This window comes from Roseateles sp. YR242 (genome assembly GCF_900109745.1).
Taxonomy (GTDB): domain Bacteria; phylum Pseudomonadota; class Gammaproteobacteria; order Burkholderiales; family Burkholderiaceae_C; genus Roseateles.
In genome coordinates this window covers 194506-212979 of record NZ_FOAV01000001.1, presented here as the reverse complement: position 1 = coordinate 212979, position 18474 = coordinate 194506, and the positions used below count along the sequence as shown (strand labels likewise).

16 protein-coding genes are annotated in these 18474 nt (G+C 68.0%); 8 read left to right on the top strand and 8 right to left on the bottom strand.

Features of this window, described 5'->3' with window-relative positions:
• The 6 genes from BMY53_RS00950 to BMY53_RS00925 all read right to left on the bottom strand — a co-directional run bounded on the left by BMY53_RS00950 (position 1) and on the right by BMY53_RS00925 (position 7175).
• Complete coding sequence (locus BMY53_RS00950; RefSeq protein ID WP_092943693.1) at positions 1–909, bottom strand: carbohydrate ABC transporter permease; 909 nt, start codon at positions 907–909, stop codon at positions 1–3.
• 20 nt (positions 910–929) lie between these two features.
• The gene (locus tag BMY53_RS00945) at positions 930–1808 is read right to left on the bottom strand and encodes a carbohydrate ABC transporter permease (protein WP_092942625.1); all 879 of its coding nucleotides are present in this window, start codon (positions 1806–1808) and stop codon (positions 930–932) included.
• Positions 1809–1922: 114 nt separating this feature from the next.
• Complete coding sequence (locus tag BMY53_RS00940) at positions 1923–3179, bottom strand: ABC transporter substrate-binding protein (RefSeq protein ID WP_092942622.1); 1257 nt, start codon at positions 3177–3179, stop codon at positions 1923–1925.
• An 80-nt stretch (positions 3180–3259) separates the two neighbouring features.
• Positions 3260–4444 (bottom strand): maltoporin, encoded by a 1185-nt coding sequence (locus tag BMY53_RS00935; RefSeq protein WP_092942619.1) that lies wholly within the window; start codon positions 4442–4444, stop codon positions 3260–3262.
• 577 nt (positions 4445–5021) lie between these two features.
• Positions 5022–6488 carry a sensor histidine kinase gene (locus tag BMY53_RS00930; protein ID WP_092942616.1) on the bottom strand — a complete coding sequence of 489 codons (1467 nt, stop codon included), beginning with the start codon at positions 6486–6488 and terminating at the stop codon, positions 5022–5024.
• A gap of 9 nt (positions 6489–6497) precedes the next feature.
• On the bottom strand, positions 6498–7175 hold the full coding sequence (locus tag BMY53_RS00925; protein WP_092943691.1) for a response regulator transcription factor: 678 nt from the start codon (positions 7173–7175) through the stop codon (positions 6498–6500).
• 309 nt (positions 7176–7484) lie between these two features.
• On the opposite strand from BMY53_RS00925, the gene BMY53_RS00920 reads away from it, so the two are divergent.
• From BMY53_RS00920 to BMY53_RS00905, 3 genes are all read left to right on the top strand, one after another.
• Positions 7485–7697, top strand: a complete 213-nt coding sequence (locus BMY53_RS00920; protein ID WP_092942612.1) for a hypothetical protein — start codon at positions 7485–7487, stop codon at positions 7695–7697.
• A gap of 425 nt (positions 7698–8122) precedes the next feature.
• Positions 8123–10750 (top strand): ATP-binding protein, encoded by a 2628-nt coding sequence (locus BMY53_RS26640; RefSeq protein WP_092942609.1) that lies wholly within the window; start codon positions 8123–8125, stop codon positions 10748–10750.
• Positions 10751–10858: 108 nt separating this feature from the next.
• Positions 10859–12505: a hypothetical protein gene (locus BMY53_RS00905; RefSeq protein WP_143073867.1), complete on the top strand. Its 1647-nt coding sequence runs from the start codon at positions 10859–10861 to the stop codon at positions 12503–12505.
• A gap of 50 nt (positions 12506–12555) precedes the next feature.
• On the opposite strand, the gene BMY53_RS00900 is transcribed toward BMY53_RS00905, so the two are convergent.
• Together BMY53_RS00900 and BMY53_RS00895 are read right to left on the bottom strand one after the other, a co-directional pair.
• The gene (locus tag BMY53_RS00900; protein WP_177200654.1) at positions 12556–13254 is read right to left on the bottom strand and encodes a winged helix-turn-helix transcriptional regulator; all 699 of its coding nucleotides are present in this window, start codon (positions 13252–13254) and stop codon (positions 12556–12558) included.
• A 93-nt stretch (positions 13255–13347) separates the two neighbouring features.
• Entirely contained in the window at positions 13348–14235 is an 888-nt protein-coding gene (locus BMY53_RS00895; protein WP_255369970.1) for a lytic transglycosylase domain-containing protein, read from the bottom strand.
• 245 nt (positions 14236–14480) lie between these two features.
• Here BMY53_RS00895 and BMY53_RS00890 point away from each other — a divergent pair, with 245 nt between their 5' ends.
• From BMY53_RS00890 to BMY53_RS00870, 5 genes are read left to right on the top strand one after another with little or no spacing between them, the layout of a single operon-like run.
• A complete protein-coding gene (locus BMY53_RS00890) occupies positions 14481–14681 on the top strand; it encodes a hypothetical protein (RefSeq protein ID WP_092942597.1) in 201 nt (66 codons plus the stop codon).
• Between the two features lie 12 nt (positions 14682–14693).
• Positions 14694–16664 carry a type III secretion system outer membrane ring subunit SctC gene (gene sctC, locus BMY53_RS00885; RefSeq protein WP_092942594.1) on the top strand — a complete coding sequence of 657 codons (1971 nt, stop codon included), beginning with the start codon at positions 14694–14696 and terminating at the stop codon, positions 16662–16664.
• Positions 16665–16702: 38 nt separating this feature from the next.
• Positions 16703–17749 (top strand): hypothetical protein, encoded by a 1047-nt coding sequence (locus tag BMY53_RS00880; RefSeq protein WP_143073866.1) that lies wholly within the window; start codon positions 16703–16705, stop codon positions 17747–17749.
• The gene (locus BMY53_RS00875) at positions 17749–18012 is read left to right on the top strand and encodes a hypothetical protein (protein ID WP_092942588.1); all 264 of its coding nucleotides are present in this window, start codon (positions 17749–17751) and stop codon (positions 18010–18012) included. The genes BMY53_RS00880 and BMY53_RS00875 overlap by 1 nt, the downstream gene beginning before the upstream one ends.
• 40 nt (positions 18013–18052) lie before the next feature.
• Positions 18053–18472 carry a hypothetical protein gene (locus tag BMY53_RS00870; protein ID WP_092942585.1) on the top strand — a complete coding sequence of 140 codons (420 nt, stop codon included), beginning with the start codon at positions 18053–18055 and terminating at the stop codon, positions 18470–18472.
• Positions 18473–18474 lie beyond the last annotated feature (2 nt).

Here is an 18474-nt window from a genome sequence, read left to right as displayed (position 1 = left end):
TTATCCTTTCACGGCGCCGGCGGTGAGGCCGCGCACGAAATACTTGCCAGCGACGACGTAGACCACGAGCGTGGGCAACGCAGCGATCAGGGCTGCGGCCATGTCCACGTTGTATTCCTTGACCGTGCTGGAGGTGTTGGCGAGATTGTTCAAGCCGACGGTGATCGGCTTGCTGTCGGCGCCGGAGAAGACGACGCCGTAGAGGAAGTCATTCCAGATCGAGGTGAATTGCCAGATCAGGGTCACGACCAGGATGGGCGTGGACAGCGGCACCACGATGCGCCAGAAGATCTGCCAGAACGAGGCGCCATCGAGCGTGGCGGCCTTGATCAGCTCGTCCGGCAGGCCGGCGTAGTAGTTGCGGAAGAACAGCGTGGTGGACGGCATGCCGGCCAGCACGTGCACCAGGATCAGGCCCCACACCGAACTCGCCAGACCCAGCGTGCCCAGCACCTGGCTCATCGGCAGCAGCACCACCTGCATGGGCATGAACACGCCGAACAGCAGCATCGCGAACAGCAGCTCGCTGCCACGGAAGCGCCATTTGGTCAGCACGTAGCCGTTCAGGGCGCCCAGTGCGGTGGAGATCAGCACGGCCGGCACCACCATGAACACCGAGTTCATGAAGAAGGGCTTCAGGCCGCCGCAATCGGTGCCGGTGCAGGCGCTGCTCCAGGCCTTGGACCAGGCTTCGAAGCTCGGGCTCATCGGGATGGACAGCAGCGTGCCGTTGCGCACTTCGTCCATGGTCTTGAACGAGGTGCTGACCATCACGTACAGCGGCGCCAGGAAGAAGCCGGCAAAGCCCAGCAGCACCAGCAGCAGCAGGATGCGCTGCCAGCTCAGGCCGCCCGGCTTGCGGACGGTGGCGAGCGGGCGGGCCGCGGTGGGGGAGGAGGAAGGGGTCATCTCGGGGCTCATCACAACGCTCATGACTTCGAACGCAGCTCGGAATAGAGATAGGGGACCACGATGGCCGCGATAGTGGCCAGCATCATGGTGGCGCTGGCAGCACCCAGGCCGATCTGGCCGCGCGAGAACGCCATGGTGTACATGAAGGTCGCTGGCAGGTCGGTGGCATAACCCGGGCCGCCGGCCGTCAGCGCGATCACCAGGTCGAAGCTCTTGATCGCGATGTGCGCCACCACCATGACGGTGGAGAAGAACACCGGACGCAGGGTCGGGATGATGATGCGCCAGTAGATGCGGAACAGCGAGGCGCCATCCACCTGGGCGGCCTTGATGATGGAGTCGTCGATGCCGCGCAGGCCGGCCAGGAACAGCGCCATCACGAAGCCGGAGGACTGCCAGATGCCCGCAATCACGACGCAGTAGATGGCGTGGTCAGGGTCCACCAGCCAGTCGAAGCGGAAGTTCTCGAAACCCCACGACTGCACCAGGTGCTCGACACCCAGGCCGGGGTTGAGGATCCACTTCCAGGCCGTGCCGGTGACGATGAAGGACAGCGCCATCGGGTACAGATAGATGGTGCGCAGCACGCCTTCGGTGCGGATCTTCTGATCCAGCAGGATGGCCAGCAGCAGGCCCAGCGCGGTGGTGCCGGCGATGAACAGGCCGCCGAAGATGCCGAGGTTGGTCAGGGCCACCCACCAGCGTTCGTTGTCGAACAGCGTGCGGTATTGGTCCAGGCCGACGAATTCGTAGTTGGGCAGCAGCCGCGAGGCGGACAGCGAGAGATAGCCATTCCAGGCCATCAGCCCATAGATGAAGAGGAAGGAGAGGAGGAACGTGGGCGCCACCACCAGCTTGGGAAGCCAGGGACTGCGCGGGGCTCTTGAGGCGGACATGCTGGGCGGCGGTACTGCAAGAGGATCGGGGAGCGGGGCCGGGCGTCCGGGTGGGGCCGCCTGGCCCCGCAAGGAGAACAGGGCAGCGCCGGTGAAGGCGCCGCCCTGTGGGACTTACTTCGTCTTGGCGGCGGAGACCAGACGGGTCTGCGCTTCCTTGGCGGTCATCTTGTCGCTGTTCCAGAACTGGCTCACGACGTCCTTCATCGCGCCTTCGGCAGCGGCCGGAACGGCCATGCCATGGGCAATGGAGGGCACCAGCGTGCCGGACTTGGCATCAGCGGCGAAGTCGGCCGACGACTGCTTGGCGCAGTCATCGAACTTGTCCATCTTCATGCCGGTACGAACCGGAATGGAGCCCTTGTTCAGGTTGAACAGTTCCTGGAACTCGGGGGACATGATGGCCGTGGCCAGGTCTTGCTGGGCCTTCTCGTTGGCCGCGTTCTTCAGCTTGAACATCGCAAACGAGTCGATGTTGAAGGTGAAGGCCTTGGCCGTGCCGGGAGCCGCGGCGCAGATGAAGTCCTTGCCGGGAGCCTTGCCCGCAGCCACGAACTCGCCCTTGGCCCAGTCACCCATCAGCTGCATGCCGGCTTCACCCTTGATCACCATGGCGGTGGCCAGGTTCCAGTCACGCCCGGGGGCGTTCTTGTCGGTGTAGTCCTTGATGCGCTTGAAGGTGGTCAGCACCTTTTCCATCTGCGCACCCTGCAGGGTGGCAGGGTCCAGCTGGACCAGGGCCTTCTTGTAGAAGTCCACGCCACCGACGCCCAGGGCGACGGATTCGAACGTGGTGAAGTCCTGCCAGTTCTGGCCACCGTGCGCCACGGGGATGATGCCGGCCTTCTTCAGCGCCTCGGCGGTGGTGAAGAACTCGTCCCAGGTGGTGGGCACCTTGGCATTGGCCTTCTTCAGCGCCTCGGGGTTGATCCAGATCCAGTTCACGCGGTGCACGTTGACCGGCGCTGCGATGTAGTGGCCCTTGTACTTCATGATGTTGGCCACCACCGGCGGGATTACTTCATCCCACTTGCCGGCCGCTGCCACGCCATCGATGTTGGTGAGCACGCCTTCAGCGGCCCATTCCTGCAGGGACGGGCCCTTGATCTGGGCGGCGGCCGGGGCGTTGCCCGACACCACACGCGACTTCAGCACGGTCATGGCGGAATCACCACCGCCGCCGGCCACGGCGAAGTCCTTCCAGGTATGGCCTTCCTTCTGCAGTTGGGCCTTCAGGGCGGTCGCGGCCTTGGCCTCGCCGCCACTGGTCCACCAGTGCAGCACTTCGACTTCACCGGCGTGGGCCGCACCGGCTCCCGCGAGCACGGCCACCAGGGTGGCGGCCTTCGCGAGTTGCGTGAGCTTGATCATTTGCTTTGTCTCCTTATGAGGGGGAGGTTGGGACTACAGCCCGGGATGACAGCGATGGGAATCCAGTCGGGCGCGGTCGGTCAGAACCACATTTCGACCTGTGCACCGAAGCTGGTGCCGGAGGTCTTTTCGTCCCAGTTCAGGTTGTTGGTCACGTTGCCGGCGGCGCGGTTCCACTTGGCGTGCGTCACGTACAGGCGGAACTCGGGACGGTCCATCAGCGCGGGGCCGACCGACAGCGTCGGGGCGAAGGTCACCTTGGTCAGGCGAGCGGTTTCGCCACCGTCAGGCTTGTATTGCGACACGCCGGCTTCGGTCAGCAGCTTGAAGTTGCGGGTCACGGCGTAGGAGACGCGGCCGCCCAGCGAGCCCGACTTCGTCGAAACGCCCTGGTTGTCCTTTTCCTGCGCGTACAGGGCCATGGCCATGCCGCCCCAGGCGCCGGTCTGCCAATTCACCGATTCCACGACGCGGTACTTCTTGGCGGCGGAGGTGTCGGTCAGATTGCCGAAGTTGGAGTTCAGGCCGGTGGAACCCTGGGCGTACTGCAGCCAGATCACGTTGTTCAGCGAGGTGCCGAACAGGCGTTCCTGCTCATGCTTGAAGGTCAGGCCCCAACCGTTGGTCCCGCCGGCGAATTGGCCCTTGGTGACCGTGCCGAAGACGCTCAGCTTGCCGCCTTCATTGACGGCGGCATCCACGTATTCCACGTTGCCGCGGTGGCCGGGACGTTCGTTGGAGTCCTTGTCGGTCTTGTAGTAGGCCACGCCCAGCAGGCCCGGGCCGAAGCCGGTGAAGCCCTTGGCGCCGGCGCCCACGCCCACCATTTCGGTGAAGTAGGTGTCAACGATGTGGACGTCACCACGACGGCCGCGTTCCTTGCCGATCCAGAAGGTGGCTTCGGGGGCGATGTCGAAGCCCTTGGCTTCGGCGTACATCTGCGCCACGTCCCAATCACCCTTGGTCTGGTCGGTGGAGCCGTCGTAGTAGTCGGTCATCAGGGTGACCTTGTACTCAACGCCGTCCTTCTTGTAGCCCTGGCTGAGCTGGAATTCACCGTAGAAATCGCACTCGTTGCCCAGGCGGTACTTCATGCCCTGGGTTCCACCATTGAGCGCGTAGCAAGCACGCGAGGTTCCGTTGGAGGTCCCGCCGGGGCCGGCGCGGAAGTAGCCGGTCCAGTCGAGGGCCTGGGAAGCGCCAGCGGCCATGAGCAGACCGATGGCCAGGGGAATGCGCTTGTGCGCGTGAGCAATGCGAATCATGGTTGAGTCTCCGTGTGGTGCTGCGTAACGACGGCCCGGGTGCGCGTCGTTAAGCAGGCGTTTATCTTTCTTGCATGCGGGGCGCACTTTAATTTTCCTTTAATGAAACTATATTGGTGCTTACCACTATGGTTTTTGGGCGGTTGGCGCGTCGATTTCCCCCTCCTGGGGCGGTCCGCGCGCCAATGCAGGGCGCCTGTCTGGCAGGCGCCTTCCATCCACCCAGCCCATCCGTTTTCCGACGTTCAGTTGTTGTTCAGCTTCTGTTCAGAAATGACTGGCGGCAAGGGGATGGCAGGCGGCGTGCCCGGTCGTTCTGGAAAATTGGAAAGAAAGAAACGCCAGGTGATCCGGTGCGTTTGGCGCACGCATGACAGAGGTGACCAGTTGCCCCGCCGTTCGGGCCGTTGTCGCAAGATAGGGGCTGTCAGTGCGTTAAATCACGTGACGATCCGGCCTGTTCTCGCGGTGATGGTTGGTATCTAAGGCCTGCCGGCGCGTTGGGGGTGCACCCCAGCAGCGTCCGCTAAGGGTCGCCATGCACCGACATGGCTCAGAATGAAACGGCTTGTGAATCTCAGACTGCCATCGCGGCGGGCAGTTTCACCACCACTTGAAGCCCATGCGGAGCCAGATTTCGGGCGGCCACGCTTCCCGCGTGCCGCTCCACGATCTCTTTGACGATGGACAGACCCAGGCCACAGCCGTTGCCTTCCTGGGTGCCGCGGAAGAAGCGTTCGAAGACCTTGTCCTCGATATCAGGGGCCAGCCCGGGGCCGTTGTCGGAGACCGTCAGCTCCACCACCCCCGGTGTTTGTGGCGGCCGGCATACACGTACTGTGACGCTGGCGCCACGTCCGGCGTAGCGCAGCGCGTTGTCCAGCACGTTCACCAAGGCTTCCCGCAGCAGCAGATGGATGCCCATCACCTCGATGGCGGGGGAGGGTTCCTCCTCCTCGTCGAACCCCATGTCCACCTGGTGCTGCAGCGCACGCGGGACCATCTCGGCCGTGGCCTCACGGGCCAGGCGCACCAGATCCAGCCGGGTCAAGGGCTGGCGGGTGACCGACTCCGGCTCGGTCCGGGCCAGCGCCAGGAGCTGATTGACCAGGTGGGCGCTGCGCGTGGCACTTTCATGCACACGCGCCAGGCGCGTGGTCAATGGCCCAGGTGGGGCTTCCGCCAAGGCCAGCTCGCTCTGGCTCTTCAGGCCGGCGAGGGGCGTGCGCAACTGGTGAGCCGCGTCGCTGATGAAGCGGCGCTGGCCCGTCACGTTGTGGCGCACGGATTCCAGCAGGTCGTTGATGGCTTGCGCCAGCGAGCGCAATTCCTGGGGGGCGGCATCCAGCTCGATGGGCCGCAGGTCGTTGGGCTTGCGGCCCTCCACCAGCCGGCGCAGCCGTCCGATGGGCGCCAGGCCCGCACCCACGCCGGCCCAGACGATCATGCTCATCAGCACGATCAGCATCGACAGCGGCAGCATGGTGTCGATCAGCAGCCGGCGGAACAGCAGCTCCCGGTTGGCGCTGGAGCGGGCCACCTGCACCAGCATCATCTGCTGGGCCTTGGGGTCATCACCGAACTGCAGATACAGCGCGGCCACGCGCACCGGGGCGTTCAGGGTGCCGCCATCCGGGTCTTCCAGCTCGCCGTCATAGAACTGCGCGTCCCCCAGCGGCGGGCTGGCCGGCATGGCGGGCGGGCTGGGCAGATTGCGGTTGCCCAGGATGAACTTGCCCGGCGGTGAGCTGACGGTGTAGAGCAGCTTGTCGCTGGGGTCGGCTTCCAGCACGTCCTGCGCGGCCCGCGGGAAGTCGATCAACAGCCCGTTGCCCATGGGCTTGACCTGCCGGGAGAGCGAGCGCACGGCCTGGGCCAGCGTCGCATCCACCGCCTCGTTGGCATAACGGCCGGCCAGCCGGTAGCTGAAGAGCGCGCCGGCCAGCCACAGCACCACCTGCGGCAACAGCAGCCACAGCAGGAGCTGGCGCTTGAGGGAGTACATGGCGGGGTCGGGGCGGGGGCCGGAAGCTGCTGCCGTCATGCCGCAGGCTCAGGACCGCTCGAGTTCCAGGAGGTAGCCCAGGCCACGCACGGTGCGGATAGCCACCTGGGCGCCTTCCAGCTTGCGGCGCAGCCGGTGGATATAGACCTCCACGGCATTGTTGGCGGCCAGCGTGTCCACGCCGCGTTCGCCGGACCAGACCTGGTTGATCTGCTCCTTGGTGATCACCCGGCCCTGGTGGGTGAGCAACAGGTCCAGCAGATCGAACTCGCGGGGGCTGAGTTCCAGCATGTCGCCGCGCACCTGGGCGGAGCGGGTTTCGCGCTGCAGGCTCAACTGGCCCAGTTCATGGCTGGCCTTGATGGCCCGGCTGCGCCGCATCAGGGCACGCAGCCGGGCTTCCAGTTCGGGAAAGTCGAAGGGCTTGGTGAGGTAGTCGTCCGCGCCGGCGTTCAGGCCCGCCACGCGGTCTTCCAGGCTGTCCAGCGCGGTGAGGATCAGCACAGGCAGCGAGGCGTCGTGCTGGCGCAGCTGGCGCAGCACCTCCAGCCCGTCCACCATGGGCAGGCCCAGATCCAGCACCACCACGTCGAAGGCCTGCTTGGCCAGCAGGTATTGGGCCACTGCCCCGTTGGGCGCATGCTCGACATGGAAGCCGCTGCCACGCATCTGTTCACACAGGGCGTCGGCCAGGATGGGGTCGTCTTCGGCCAGCAGCAGGTTCATGGTCATTCTTCACGCGGCGCCCCGTCGTGGGGCGGCGGAATGTTAGCGCGGATGCCGGCCTCAGGCGCCGGGGCCGCATTGCTCGGCGGCTTCGGCAATCCATCACGTCAGCTCTCCGGGAATACCCCCTGTAGGTGAACGACTGACAGCATGATCAGTGATCGGCGGCTCCAGGCAGGTGGGCCGCCTGGAGATACTGCGTTCAGCCCGTTGGCGTGCGCCGTATGTTCGCCACAAGCCTGCTTCAGGGCCCCTGAGGGACCATCGCCGACCCGGTCGGCCGGTTCCGGACCTCTCTGGACATCTCAAGTGGACTTCAAACAACTGCTCTGGCGTGTGGTCTACACCAAGAACGCCAACCTCAGCAGCGGCGGCTTTTGTGCCGGCCCGTGGCATCCCGACAAATCGCACATCGAGCGGTGTGCGGAGGTGCTGCGTGCGCGCCACCTGAACGTCGGCATCCAGAGCAACCAGCAGGCGCAAAAGAACGCCAGTTCCTGGAGCGGCGGCCCGCTGACCTGACCCGTTGGGACCCCCGACCTGACCCGATGGGTCTACCGACATGACCCGATAGGTCTGCCGACATGACCCGCTCGGCCTGTCTACCTGACCTGCTGGGTGCACCGACCTTTTCCGGTGCCGGCTGCCCCAGCCTGGCGCATCGGCCCCGGTGGCATGGTGCGCCCCAGGCGGCCGCAGTGCAGGGGGCGCGCGCGGGGTCAGGGCGCTGAGGTCGTCAAGCGCCATTGTTGATGGTCAATTGGCGCAGTGCCCTCCCACCCCTGCCCCCGGGTACGTCCCAGGTCCGCTTTACCTTGTCATAACGCACCCTTAAACTCGCGCCCACTTTCGTGACGCCCACCCGGAGCGAGGGGCCAGTGGCGCGCATCGTGCAGGGCCCTGTGGTGGGAGCCCAATGGCGGTGCCTCCTTGAAGGGCGAGTAGAGGTGACGAGTCGTTATCGCTTCGATGGGTTTGTGCTTGACATGGCCTCGCGGGTCCTGCTCGCCGAGGGTGTGCCCGTGCAGCTCAGTGGCAGGCAGATCGACCTGCTGGGGGCGCTGGTGTCGCAGCGCGGCGCGGTGGTCTCCAAGAGCGAATTGCTGAACCGCATCTGGCCGGACCAGGCGGTGGAAGAGAACAACGCGGCCGTCCATGTCTCGGCGCTGCGGCGTGTGCTGGGCCGGGAGGCCATCGCCACCGTGACGGGGCAGGGCTACCGTTTTGCACTCGCCCTGAGCGAGGACGACAAGTTGCCGGCCGATGCGGCCGCGGGCATCAACGAGCGCGCCTTGCCGCCGGCACGTCCGCGCGCACTGCCGTCGCTGTCGATCACCGTGCATGGCCGGGACCACGATCTCCAGACGCTGCTCAGCCGCCTGGTGCGCCATCGTCTGGTGACGGTGGTGGGTGCCCCCGGCATCGGCAAATCCACACTGGCCCTGGCCTGCGCGCACGCCCGGCGGCATGCCGCGCAGGACGGCGTGGTGTGGGCCGACCTGCAGCAGGGCGGCCAGCAATGGGAGCCGCAGGCCGCCGTTGCCATGGCACTGGGCCTGGACGCCGGCACCGATCTGCCCACGCTGCTGGCCGTGCTGCGGCCGATGTCCCTGCTGATGGTGCTGGACAACGCCGAGACCTGCGCGGCCAGCGCTGCGGCCTTTTGCCATGCGGTGATCGAGGGCACGGAAGATGTGACACTGATGGTGACCAGCCGCAAGGTGCTGCGGGTGCCCGGAGAACGCGTGTTGCGCACGCCGCCCCTTTCCACGCCCGCACTGCTGCCGGCCTCCACCTCAGCCCGTACGGCGGGACTCGGGCGTGGCGTCGACGAGGCCCTGTCCCATGGTGCGGTGGCCTTGTTTGTGGACCAGGTCCGCGCGCAGGGAACGCCTTTCGCGCTGGGGCTGCACAACATCGACCAGGTCGTCACCCTGTGCCGCCGCCTGGACGGCCATCCGCTGGCCTTGCAGCTGGCGGCCGGGCGCCTGGCCACCTTTGGCCTGGACGCGCTGTGTGAGCGGCTCAATGACCGCTACCGCCTGCTCACGCGCGGCACGCAGGCCGGGCCGCGCCGCCACCAGTCGCTACGGGCCTGCATGGACGACAGCTATGTCCTGCTCAGCGAGGTGGAGCAATTGGTGCTGCGGCGCCTGGAACCTTTCGAGGGCGGCTTCACGCTGGAGATGGCGGCAGCGGCCCTCTCCGACCGCCAGCTGGACACCTGGACCGTGGCCGAGGCGTTGGAAGGCCTGGTGGACCATTCACTGGTGCAGGTGGACGGGGACGACCGGCCCCGTTATGAGCTTCTGGAAAGCGTGCGGGCCTACGGCCTGTTGCGGCTGGAGGAGTGTGGCGAAGTGCACCTGGCGCGGCACATGCATGCCTATACGCTGAGCCAGCTGTTTGAACGTGCCGGGCGCGCCTTCCAGATGATGCCCGACGAGCGTTGGGTGGCGGAGTTCGCGCCGGAGCTGGGCAACGTGCGGGCAGCACTGGACTGGTGTGTGGAACATGCACCGGTGATGGGCCTGGGGCTGCTGGCCAATGCCGGTGCCTTGTTCGAGCTGCTCTCGCTGGTGGACGAAGCCGGCTGGCGGCATGCCGCCTACGAAAACGACGTCCCGCATGACCTGGCCCCCGAGGTGCTCGCCCGCTTTTGCATCGACCACGCCGGCCTGATGGCGCCCCACGATCCCGCCGGGGCGGGGGTGTGGTTCCGGCGCGGTGTGCGGGCGTCGCGCACGGCCGATGACCCGGCGGTCCGCTACCTGGCCCTGTGCCGCCAGGTGGTCGGGGACCGCGAGGTCAGCCGTGCAGCGATGCGCCATGCGATGGGCGAGGTGACGGCGCTGGCCGGCCGCTGCGAGGGCGCGCATACGGCACGCCTCAAGCTCTGGGGCCTGGCGGCGCGCGCGCATGTGTGGCGCGTGGAGGGCCAGGCCGGCGAGGCCGAGAAGGCCATTTGCGCGGCACTCCGGCTGGCGCGGGAAATCGGGGCCACCCGCTGGCTGTTTGATGATTTGCAGCGCCTGACGCTGTTGCTGGTCGCCCATGGGCGCCCCTTGCCCTGCGCCGCCGTGCTGGTGCGCGAATGGGAGGCCGTTGGTGTGGATGGCGCCTTGCGACAACGGCTGCGCGGCTGCCGCGCCGCCGTGCTGCTGGCAGAGGGCCGCACGCGCGAGGCCCGCACCGTGCTGGAGACGCTGGTGGCGCCGGAGGCCTTGCGCCCTGGCGGCCAGGAGGCGTTCCCGCGCCTGCTGCCGGTGCTGGCATGGCTGGCGTCCAGCGAGGGCCGTGATGCGGACGCGGCACGGTTGGCCGGTTACGCCGCGCCGGCCGGGCCGGGCACGCCGCGGGAGGAACTGGCCCCGCCCTGGGAGGCGCTGCTGCAGCGCCTGCGTACAAGGCTGGATGACTTTCACATTGCCAACCTCCGGGAGGAAGGGCAGCAGTGGGACGAAGGCGAGGCGCTGAAGGCGGCGCTGGCGGTGGCCGTGGAGCAGGCGGAAAACGTGGACCAGGTGGACGAGGTTGATCAGGTGGAGCCCCGGCTCGCCGGGGCGAAGGCCTGAGCGCTTTTGCGAAGGGCGCGCCGCCGCGTGCGCCACTGTGCACGTTGCGTCACGGACCGGTCATGGACACCGCAGAGAGTGGGACGGCATTCATTGCAGGACCTCTCCATGACGATCACCACCCCGCCGCCTTCCTTGCCCTCGTCCAACCCCATGACGCCCCCCATGGCGCCGTCAGACCCGAGCAGCGTGGAAATGGTGCCGCTGCGCTCGCCGTCGCTGCCCGGCACGTCGCGGACGCCGTCATCGCCCACCTCGCCGAACGATGGCAGCGGTTCACCGCGCCGACTGTCGTCCGACCTGGGCCTCAGCGCGCGGCGCTCGTCCGAGGCAGGCGCCACCCGCAGCTCAACGGCTTCCCTGCCGCCGCGCCAGTCACTGCAGCTGATCAGACCCGGCAGCGGCGCCATCGCGTCACCCACGTCTTCAACAACGCCTGCCGCGACGCCACCGCTGACGCCCACGCGAGCGGCGCTACCCGCGTTGCCTGCGTCGCCTGCATTGCCCGGGCTACTCCATGCGGCCGACCACGATGTCGATCTGGAGGCCGGCCACCATTTCGAGGCGCTCACCTCGCCGCTGGCGCGCCAGGACTCACCGGGTGACCCCGCCCCCGCCGGTGATCACGGCCACCACGGCGCGCATGGCACCGGTGGGGGCCCTGCCGCACAAGGCCCTCGCGAAGCGGGTGCCATGGCCTTCTTCGCTGCGCAGAATCTTCGCCACGCCGTGCCGGTGGCGGCGGTCCGGACGGTGGTGCAGGGCGTCATCGCCCCGGAGTTGGCACGTGCCGTGGCCTCGCATCCGGACGCAGCGCTGGCGGCGCAGACCGCTCTGACCGCCTGGTCGGTCGGCCGGCGCATCGTCTCGCAGATCCACAGCGAGGCCAGCGCGTCGGTGGCCAACCGCGCGTTTGGTGGCGAGGAGGCTGCGGCCACGCGCAGCCTGCCGCGGCGCGTCTGGCAGGGGGTGCAGTCGGTCGGGATCCTGGGCGGGGACTTTGCCGCCATGGGCCTCACCATCGCAGCCCGCCAGCAGCCGGCGCTCGCCAGTGTGGCGCAGGCCGCAGCGGCCTTGCAGGTGGTGGCCCATCTGCAGGCGCAGTTCCGCGAGGCCCTGCGGCCGGCCATCAACACGGTGCATGTCGGCAACCCCCACATCCCGCAGCCCGCCGATGGGCGCAACCTGCGGCCCGGGGACATGCCCGTGTCCATGCGCACCACCTTTGGCCTGGCCGCTGCCGGCATCGACATGGGCGCCCAATTGCTGATGAAGCACACGCTGGGCGGCAAGGCTGCCTGGGAGGTCTCGCGCGGCCTCGCGGTACGGGCTGGCGCGATTGCGGGCGCGGGCAACATGCTGACGTCTTCCGTGGAGGACCATCTGGTGGACAGCGCGTCGGCCCGGCGCATGCAGGCCAGTGATCCGTCCCACGTGCGCCACCTTCATGGCGACCTGCGCAATCCGTTCACGCGGGGTGAACTCGGCCGTCAGGCGGAGCGAGCGGACACCCGCATCTTCAACACGGTGGTGCCGGGCCTGATCGCGATCGGCCTGATCGAGGCCATGCGGCCTGCGCTGGCGAAGTCCGGCATGAACGATGCCAGCCGCCAGGCCACCGAGGCCGGTGTGCATGCAGCTGTGGCGGGTCTGGTGGGCGGCGCCTTGCTGGCGTTGACCGTGGCGTCCTATCAGCTCAATGACACGGTGCGCAGCCACAACGCGAAGCGGCGCGCGCCCACTCAAGTGCCCTGAGGCCTCAAGGAACCTCTGCACCCCGCCTCGGGGGAGTTATGCGGAGTTCCTTAAAGCTCCAGCCGATAACCCACGCCGTAGACGGTCTGGATGCGCGGCGCCGGCATCGTCTCGTGCTGCAGGCCGCGTGCACGTCGGCCATCCGGGTCCAGCTTGAGCCGCAGCTTGTAGACATGCTGCTCCAGCGTGCGCTTGCCGACATCGCCGGTGCGGCCCCAGATCTCGGTGGAGAGGGTGTGGGTGCTGACCACCCGGCCCAGGTTCTCGAACAGCGTCCACGCCAGCGCGAATTCGCGCGCGGTCAGGCTGACCTCGCGGGCACCGGTGGACAGGCTCTGGGTGGACGCATGCAGTGAATAGGGGCCCGCCCGCAGCGAGGTGGCCCGCACGCCGTCGGCGCGCGACTGGATGCGGGCGCGCAGCCGGTGGATCAGCGGGCTGGCGCCGTCCGCGAGCACCGCATAGTCGTCCGCGCCGCGTTGCAGCGCGCGTGAGATGCCCACGGAATCACCCAGGCCGAGCACCACGATGGGCAGTGCGCGTCCGGCGTGCAGGCGCAGGGCGGACAGCCAGCCTTCGACCTGCGTGTCGTGGTCCTCCAGCAGCACGGCGTCAGCGCCGGGCTCCCGCAGGGCCGCAATCAACGGGCTCAGGTGCACATGGGGCAGCGGCTCATAGCCGGCACCGCGCAAGGCTGTGGCCGAGAAATGTTCAAACGATCGAGAGGGGCAGAGGGTGGCGACTTTCACGGGGGCCTTGAAAACCGATGACCTCGCCACTGTGTCCAAGCCGCGTATTTCATGTCCTTAATGCAACATTAACTTTCATTTATGTCCCCTGGGTCAGGGGGTGCTGGCGTTTTCAGGCACGCCAACCAACGCGGTGATGCGGCGTACATAGTCCTCCGTTTCCGCATAGGGCGGCACCCGCTGGCCGTAGCGTTGCACCGCGCCCTCACCGGCGTTGTAGGCGGCCAGGATCAGGTCCACGCGCCCGTCATAACGGTCATGCAACGCACGCAGGTGGCGCACGCCGACATCCACATTCACGCGCGGGTCCAGCAGGTCCGAAGGCGTGCGTACGCCGTAACGTGCGGCCGTGGCGGGCATCAGCTGCATCAGGCCCAGTGCGCCTTTAGGGGACCGAGCATCCGTCCGGTAGCGGGACTCCACATAGATCAGTGCCGACACCAGCGCCGGGTCGAGCCGATGGCGTGTGCTGGCGTCCTGCACCAGCGTGGCGACGGCCGCCGGCATCGCGCTGAGGGTGGCGCCCGCTGCGCCACCAGGCCCCTGGATGACCTGTGCGGCAAAGCCGACCCAGGGCGGACGGTCCTGCTCAGGGGTGGCGATCACCGGCGCAAGCGCCACCCGCACCAGCGTGCAGTCCTGCGCGAGTTCCGGATGGCGTTCGCGCGGATCGTCGATCAACAAATGGGTGGTTCCGTCGATCAACAGGCAGCGATAGCGCAAGACAGTATCGGCCGCTGGCGTGTCGCGCAATTGCGTATCAGCCGTGGCAGCCGCTGCGGTCGTCGCCGATGCGTTGGCGGACGTGACGACGATGGCGTTGGAGGCGTTGGCCGCGTTGGCGGCCGTCGTCATGGCGGCATGGGTGCCGGCGATGCACGGCGACGCGGCGACCAGCATGCAGGCGGTGGCCACTGCGGCGGTCGCCATTGCTGCGGACCTGGGCGCGCGTTGGAGGGTAGCGAACGAACGTTCGTTCATGGTGGCTCCCAGCGCGGACGGCGCAGGGCAAAGGGAAGGAGACGCCACCCTAGGCGGCACGCACGCACGCTGCATCGCCCGATGCGAAGCGCGTGCCGCGTGAACGAATGTCGGTGCTGCCCGGAACGGCTGCGCGGATGCATGCAGTCGGCGCTTCGCATCCCGCGCAGCCGCTTCGCCTGGCTCGTGGGCCCGGGTGCGCGCAGTCCCTATGGTCCGCTCCGACGCATCCAAGAAAGACCGCCATGTCCAACACGATTGCTGCTGCCTCCACCACCTCGCCGGCCGCTGCCACCACGGGCACCGACGCCGCCGCCATGGAGAAGTTCGAGGGCATGCTGGCCCAGCGAATGCTGATGCATATGCAGCAGGGCCAGCAGGCCATGAGCAAGTCCATGTCCAAGATGACGGAGCAGATCAAGGCGTCCATGCAGGACGAGGAATAAGCGCCGGAACGCATGATGGCCATCCTCTCCCGTTGTCCTGCTCGCCTGCTTCCGTCCCTGGCCGCCTTTTTGTGCGCGGCGGCGCCCTTGGGCTGGGTGGCTACGGCCGCCGCGGTCGCCACGGCCGCGCCTGTGGACCCGGCTGCCGCACCGGCGCCTTCATCCGCCGCCTCCGCAGGGCCGGCCGCTGCCCCGTCCTCCGGGACCAAGGCCGTGCGCCCCGTCGTCAAGACCCCGCGGGCGGCGTCCCGCCAGTGGCGCAGCCCCCGCTTTGTGTACAAGGCCGAAGGCAAGCGGGTGAACGAAGTGCTGCTGGACTTCGCGGCCAGCCAGGGCCTGCCGGCCGTGGTGGCGGAGGGGATCGACGGCACGGTGCAAGCCAGCTTCGACACCTCGCCGGAGAAGTTCCTGGAGTCGATGAACCGCGCCTACGGCGTGATCTGGTATCACGACGGCACCGCCCTGTACTTCTATCCCGCCAGTGCAGTGCAGAGCCGCCTGTTCCGGCTCAAGGGCTTCCGACGGGAGCAGGTCACCGACCTGCTGGATTCGCTTCAGCTGGGTGACGCCCGCTTCCCCCTGCGATTCAACGCGGCCGAGAGCACGCTGCTGGTCTACGGCCCACCACGCCATGTGGAGTTGATTGCGGCGGCCATCGAGTCGCTGGATGTCGGCGCCATGGAGCGCAACCGCAGGGCCGTGCGTGTGGTGCCCCTGCGCTTTGCCTCGGCGGGCGACCGGGTGTTCGGGCAGACGCGCATCCGGGGTGTCGCATCGGTGCTGAGCTCGCTGTATGGCGCCGGCAGCAACGCCGGTCCGGCACCGGATGCCGAAGGCCCCTCGCTGGTCGAGGCGCAGCCCGAGAAGCTGCGCGCCCTGCAGGGGGTGATGGGGCGCGACACCCGGCTGGGCGACGTGATGGCGCGCAAGCCTGCGCAGGTGACGGCCGGCCAATCGTCAGCGCCCGGGGCGGGCGCGGGCAGGCCCGGCAGTGCGCGGGGTCTGGAGAGTCCGGTGGACGACGACACCCCGCCGGTCTTCCAGGCCGATGAGGGCACCAACGCCGTGATCATCCATGGCCGCCCGCAGCGCATGGACGAATACGTGGAGCTGATCCGCCGGCTCGATGTGCAGCCGGTGCTGGTCGAGCTGGAGGCCACCATCATCGATGTGAGCAGCGACAGCATCGACTCGCTGGGCATCGACTGGAGCGTGAAGGGCAGCAAGGGCAGCTTCGGCGTGACCCAGCCGGAGGGTGCCAGCAGCGGCACCTTCACGCTGAGCACCCTGTGGTCCAACGCCGGGCGCGAATTGATGGCCCGCATCGATGCGCTCAGCGCCCGCGGCAAGGCGCGGGTCATTGCCAAGCCCAAGGTGCTCGGCGTGGCCAACCGGCCTGCGGTGATGCGCGAGAAGCGCGTGGTGACCGTCAAGGTGGCGGGCAACCTGGAAGCCAACCTGTTCCAGGTGGAGGCCGGCACGCTGCTGCAGGTCACGCCGCAGATCACCTCGGTGCCTGACAACGGCGGTGTGTCGCGGCGCATCAAGCTGTCGCTCTACATCGAGGATGGCAGCTTCGAGGCGGACCGTGTGGACAACGTCCCCATCGTCAAGCGGACCGAGATCATGACCGAGGCCCATGTCGGCGAAGGCGAAAGCCTGCTGATCGGCGGCATCACCACCACCAGCCAGTCCACGCAGCGGGACGAAGTGCCGGTGCTCGGACGAGTGCCGGTGCTGGGCGGGCTGTTCCGTCACAGCAATGACCAGGTGGGGCAGACCGAGCGGCTGTTCCTCATCTCGCCCCGCATCATCCGTGAGCCGACGGTGGCGGCGGCGCAACCGGATGGGATGTCCCGATCGTCGCTGACCCCATCGCCCGCGTTGCCCCCCTCGCACGCATTGCCGCAGCAGTCGCCATACGCCGCCCCGGTGCCCGCCGGGGGCACCCCCGATTCCTTCCTGCAGGGGAGTGGCGGCTGAGCCGCCCCGTCATGGCCGACCGTCCGGATTCGCAAACCATGAAGCAGCTTCGCATCCTCACAGGCCAGCATGCCGGGGTGCAGCTACTGTTGACTCGTCGGCAGTACCGCATCGCCAGCGATGAGGACGCCGACCTCCAGATCAGTGACTGGACGCAGCCCCCGCTGCTCCTGACGTTCGAGGAAGAAGGATCCGACGTGTCTCCCGCGCTCCACCTCATCGCCGACGACGGACAGCCCGCAGCGCTGCTGGGCCGGCTGGAGGATTTCCTGCCGCGGCGCTTCGGTGACATCGTGTTGTGCGCCGGCCCCGCGCTGGCCCAGGGCCAGGCGGCCTGGCCGAGCGACATGGCGCTGATGGACGCCTTGATGCGGCCCGTCCCGCCCATGCCGGCCCGGACGGCCCAGACGACCGCTCAGCGGGCCGCGCCACGCCAACCCGCGTCCCGGCTTGTACTGAGTGCGCTGGTGGCTGCAGCCGCACTGCTGGCGGCGTTGGGCTCGGTGCTCAGCACCCAGACCGCAGCCTCCACCGCGCCGGCGCCCAGCCCCATGGAACAGGTCGCCACCGCCTTGCGCCAGGCCGGGGTCGAAGGTCTCACAGTGCGCCGTGTGGACCACCGCCTGGTGGTGGAAGGGCTGCTGCCGGGAGGGGCCGAGATGGCGCGCACCCGCGCGGCGCTGCAGCCCTTCGGTGAGCAGCAGTTGCTGCACCGTTATGCCTCCGCGGCCGACATCGTCCGCCAGATCGGCGATGCACTGAACCGGCCCGGGCTGCGAGTGGTCTACCGGGGTCAGGGCGTTTTCGCCGTCGAAGGCCAGGTGGCGGCCGACCCGGCCGAGCTGCGCGACGACGTGCGCCGGGTGGCTGCCGACATCGGCCCGCTGGTCACGCGCATCGACGTGGCCGTGGAGCAGACCTTACCTTCGGCGCGTGTACGCATGGGCGCCATGCTCGGCGGCGACGGTCTGCAATACGTGCAGACGGCCGACGGCACCAAGCACCTTTCGCTGCGGACCCCTGGGGATGACGGCACCGCCGTCCCCGGGGATCCATCTTCCTCATCCCCCATCGGAGAACCGTGATGGACCAAGCCCTGGAGCAGACCGTGTTCGCGGACCTCGCGCACATCGAGAAGACCTTGACCGACGATCTCAGCGGCGAGCGCACGCGCGCCATGCTCAGCTACTTCGACCAGGTGGCGCACAGCACCGAGGCGCACCTGCAGACAGCGCTGCCGGATGCCGAGCGCCAGCTCACCTCGCAGCTGATCGAGGGCTTCCGCGCCTCGCAGCGCATCGTGCGGCATGTCTGGGAAACCATCCACACCGCCTCGCTGCCCGCCTGAGCGGCCGCAGGGTCGAACGTCGCAAGAAGGAGACGCCGAGATGAGCATCGACGCCACTCAGGGCCCGACCCCGGGCTATCCGCTGGTCTACCGCAACCTCATGGCGGTCGGCCTGCTGGGCGCGGTCTATCGGGCCCGTGAGGATGCCGCCACCGTCAGCGCGGCCGTGGAACTCACGCTCGACGACCCGACGCCGTTCCGGGTCTGCCGCGCCATTGCCCAGGGCATCGGCGGCGACGCGGAGTACGCCGCCGCGACGCTGGGTGAGCATGTCGATGCGCATCCGGAGGACGAGGGTGCGAAGGTGGCGCTCGCCACAGCCTTCTTGCTGGCGCGCGACGAGCGCTGGAAGGCCATCCTCGACGAGGTGCTGGCCACCAGCACCGACCAGAACGTTCGCCAGGCCGCCAATGGCGTGCTGGCCCATGCCGCGGCGCGTCAGTCGGCCCAGCCGAACTGACA

Bases quoted from the DNA above. Each gene is read 5' to 3' on its own strand.
- BMY53_RS00905 (WP_143073867.1), top strand. From the start codon at position 10,859: ATGACGATCACCACCCCGCCGCCTTCCTTGCCCTCGTCCAACCCCATG.
- BMY53_RS00925 (WP_092943691.1), bottom strand. From the start codon at position 7,175: ATGAACCTGCTGCTGGCCGAAGACGACCCCATCCTGGCCGACGCCCTG.
- BMY53_RS00950 (WP_092943693.1), bottom strand. From the start codon at position 909: ATGACCCCTTCCTCCTCCCCCACCGCGGCCCGCCCGCTCGCCACCGTC.
- BMY53_RS00945 (WP_092942625.1), bottom strand. From the start codon at position 1,808: ATGTCCGCCTCAAGAGCCCCGCGCAGTCCCTGGCTTCCCAAGCTGGTG.
- BMY53_RS00870 (WP_092942585.1), top strand. From the start codon at position 18,053: ATGAGCATCGACGCCACTCAGGGCCCGACCCCGGGCTATCCGCTGGTC.
- BMY53_RS00940 (WP_092942622.1), bottom strand. From the start codon at position 3,179: ATGATCAAGCTCACGCAACTCGCGAAGGCCGCCACCCTGGTGGCCGTG.
- BMY53_RS00875 (WP_092942588.1), top strand. From the start codon at position 17,749: ATGGACCAAGCCCTGGAGCAGACCGTGTTCGCGGACCTCGCGCACATC.
- BMY53_RS00935 (WP_092942619.1), bottom strand. From the start codon at position 4,444: ATGATTCGCATTGCTCACGCGCACAAGCGCATTCCCCTGGCCATCGGT.
- BMY53_RS00930 (WP_092942616.1), bottom strand. From the start codon at position 6,488: ATGACGGCAGCAGCTTCCGGCCCCCGCCCCGACCCCGCCATGTACTCC.
- sctC (WP_092942594.1), top strand. From the start codon at position 14,694: ATGATGGCCATCCTCTCCCGTTGTCCTGCTCGCCTGCTTCCGTCCCTG.
- BMY53_RS00890 (WP_092942597.1), top strand. From the start codon at position 14,481: ATGTCCAACACGATTGCTGCTGCCTCCACCACCTCGCCGGCCGCTGCC.
- BMY53_RS00895 (WP_255369970.1), bottom strand. From the start codon at position 14,235: ATGAACGAACGTTCGTTCGCTACCCTCCAACGCGCGCCCAGGTCCGCA.
- BMY53_RS00880 (WP_143073866.1), top strand. From the start codon at position 16,703: ATGAAGCAGCTTCGCATCCTCACAGGCCAGCATGCCGGGGTGCAGCTA.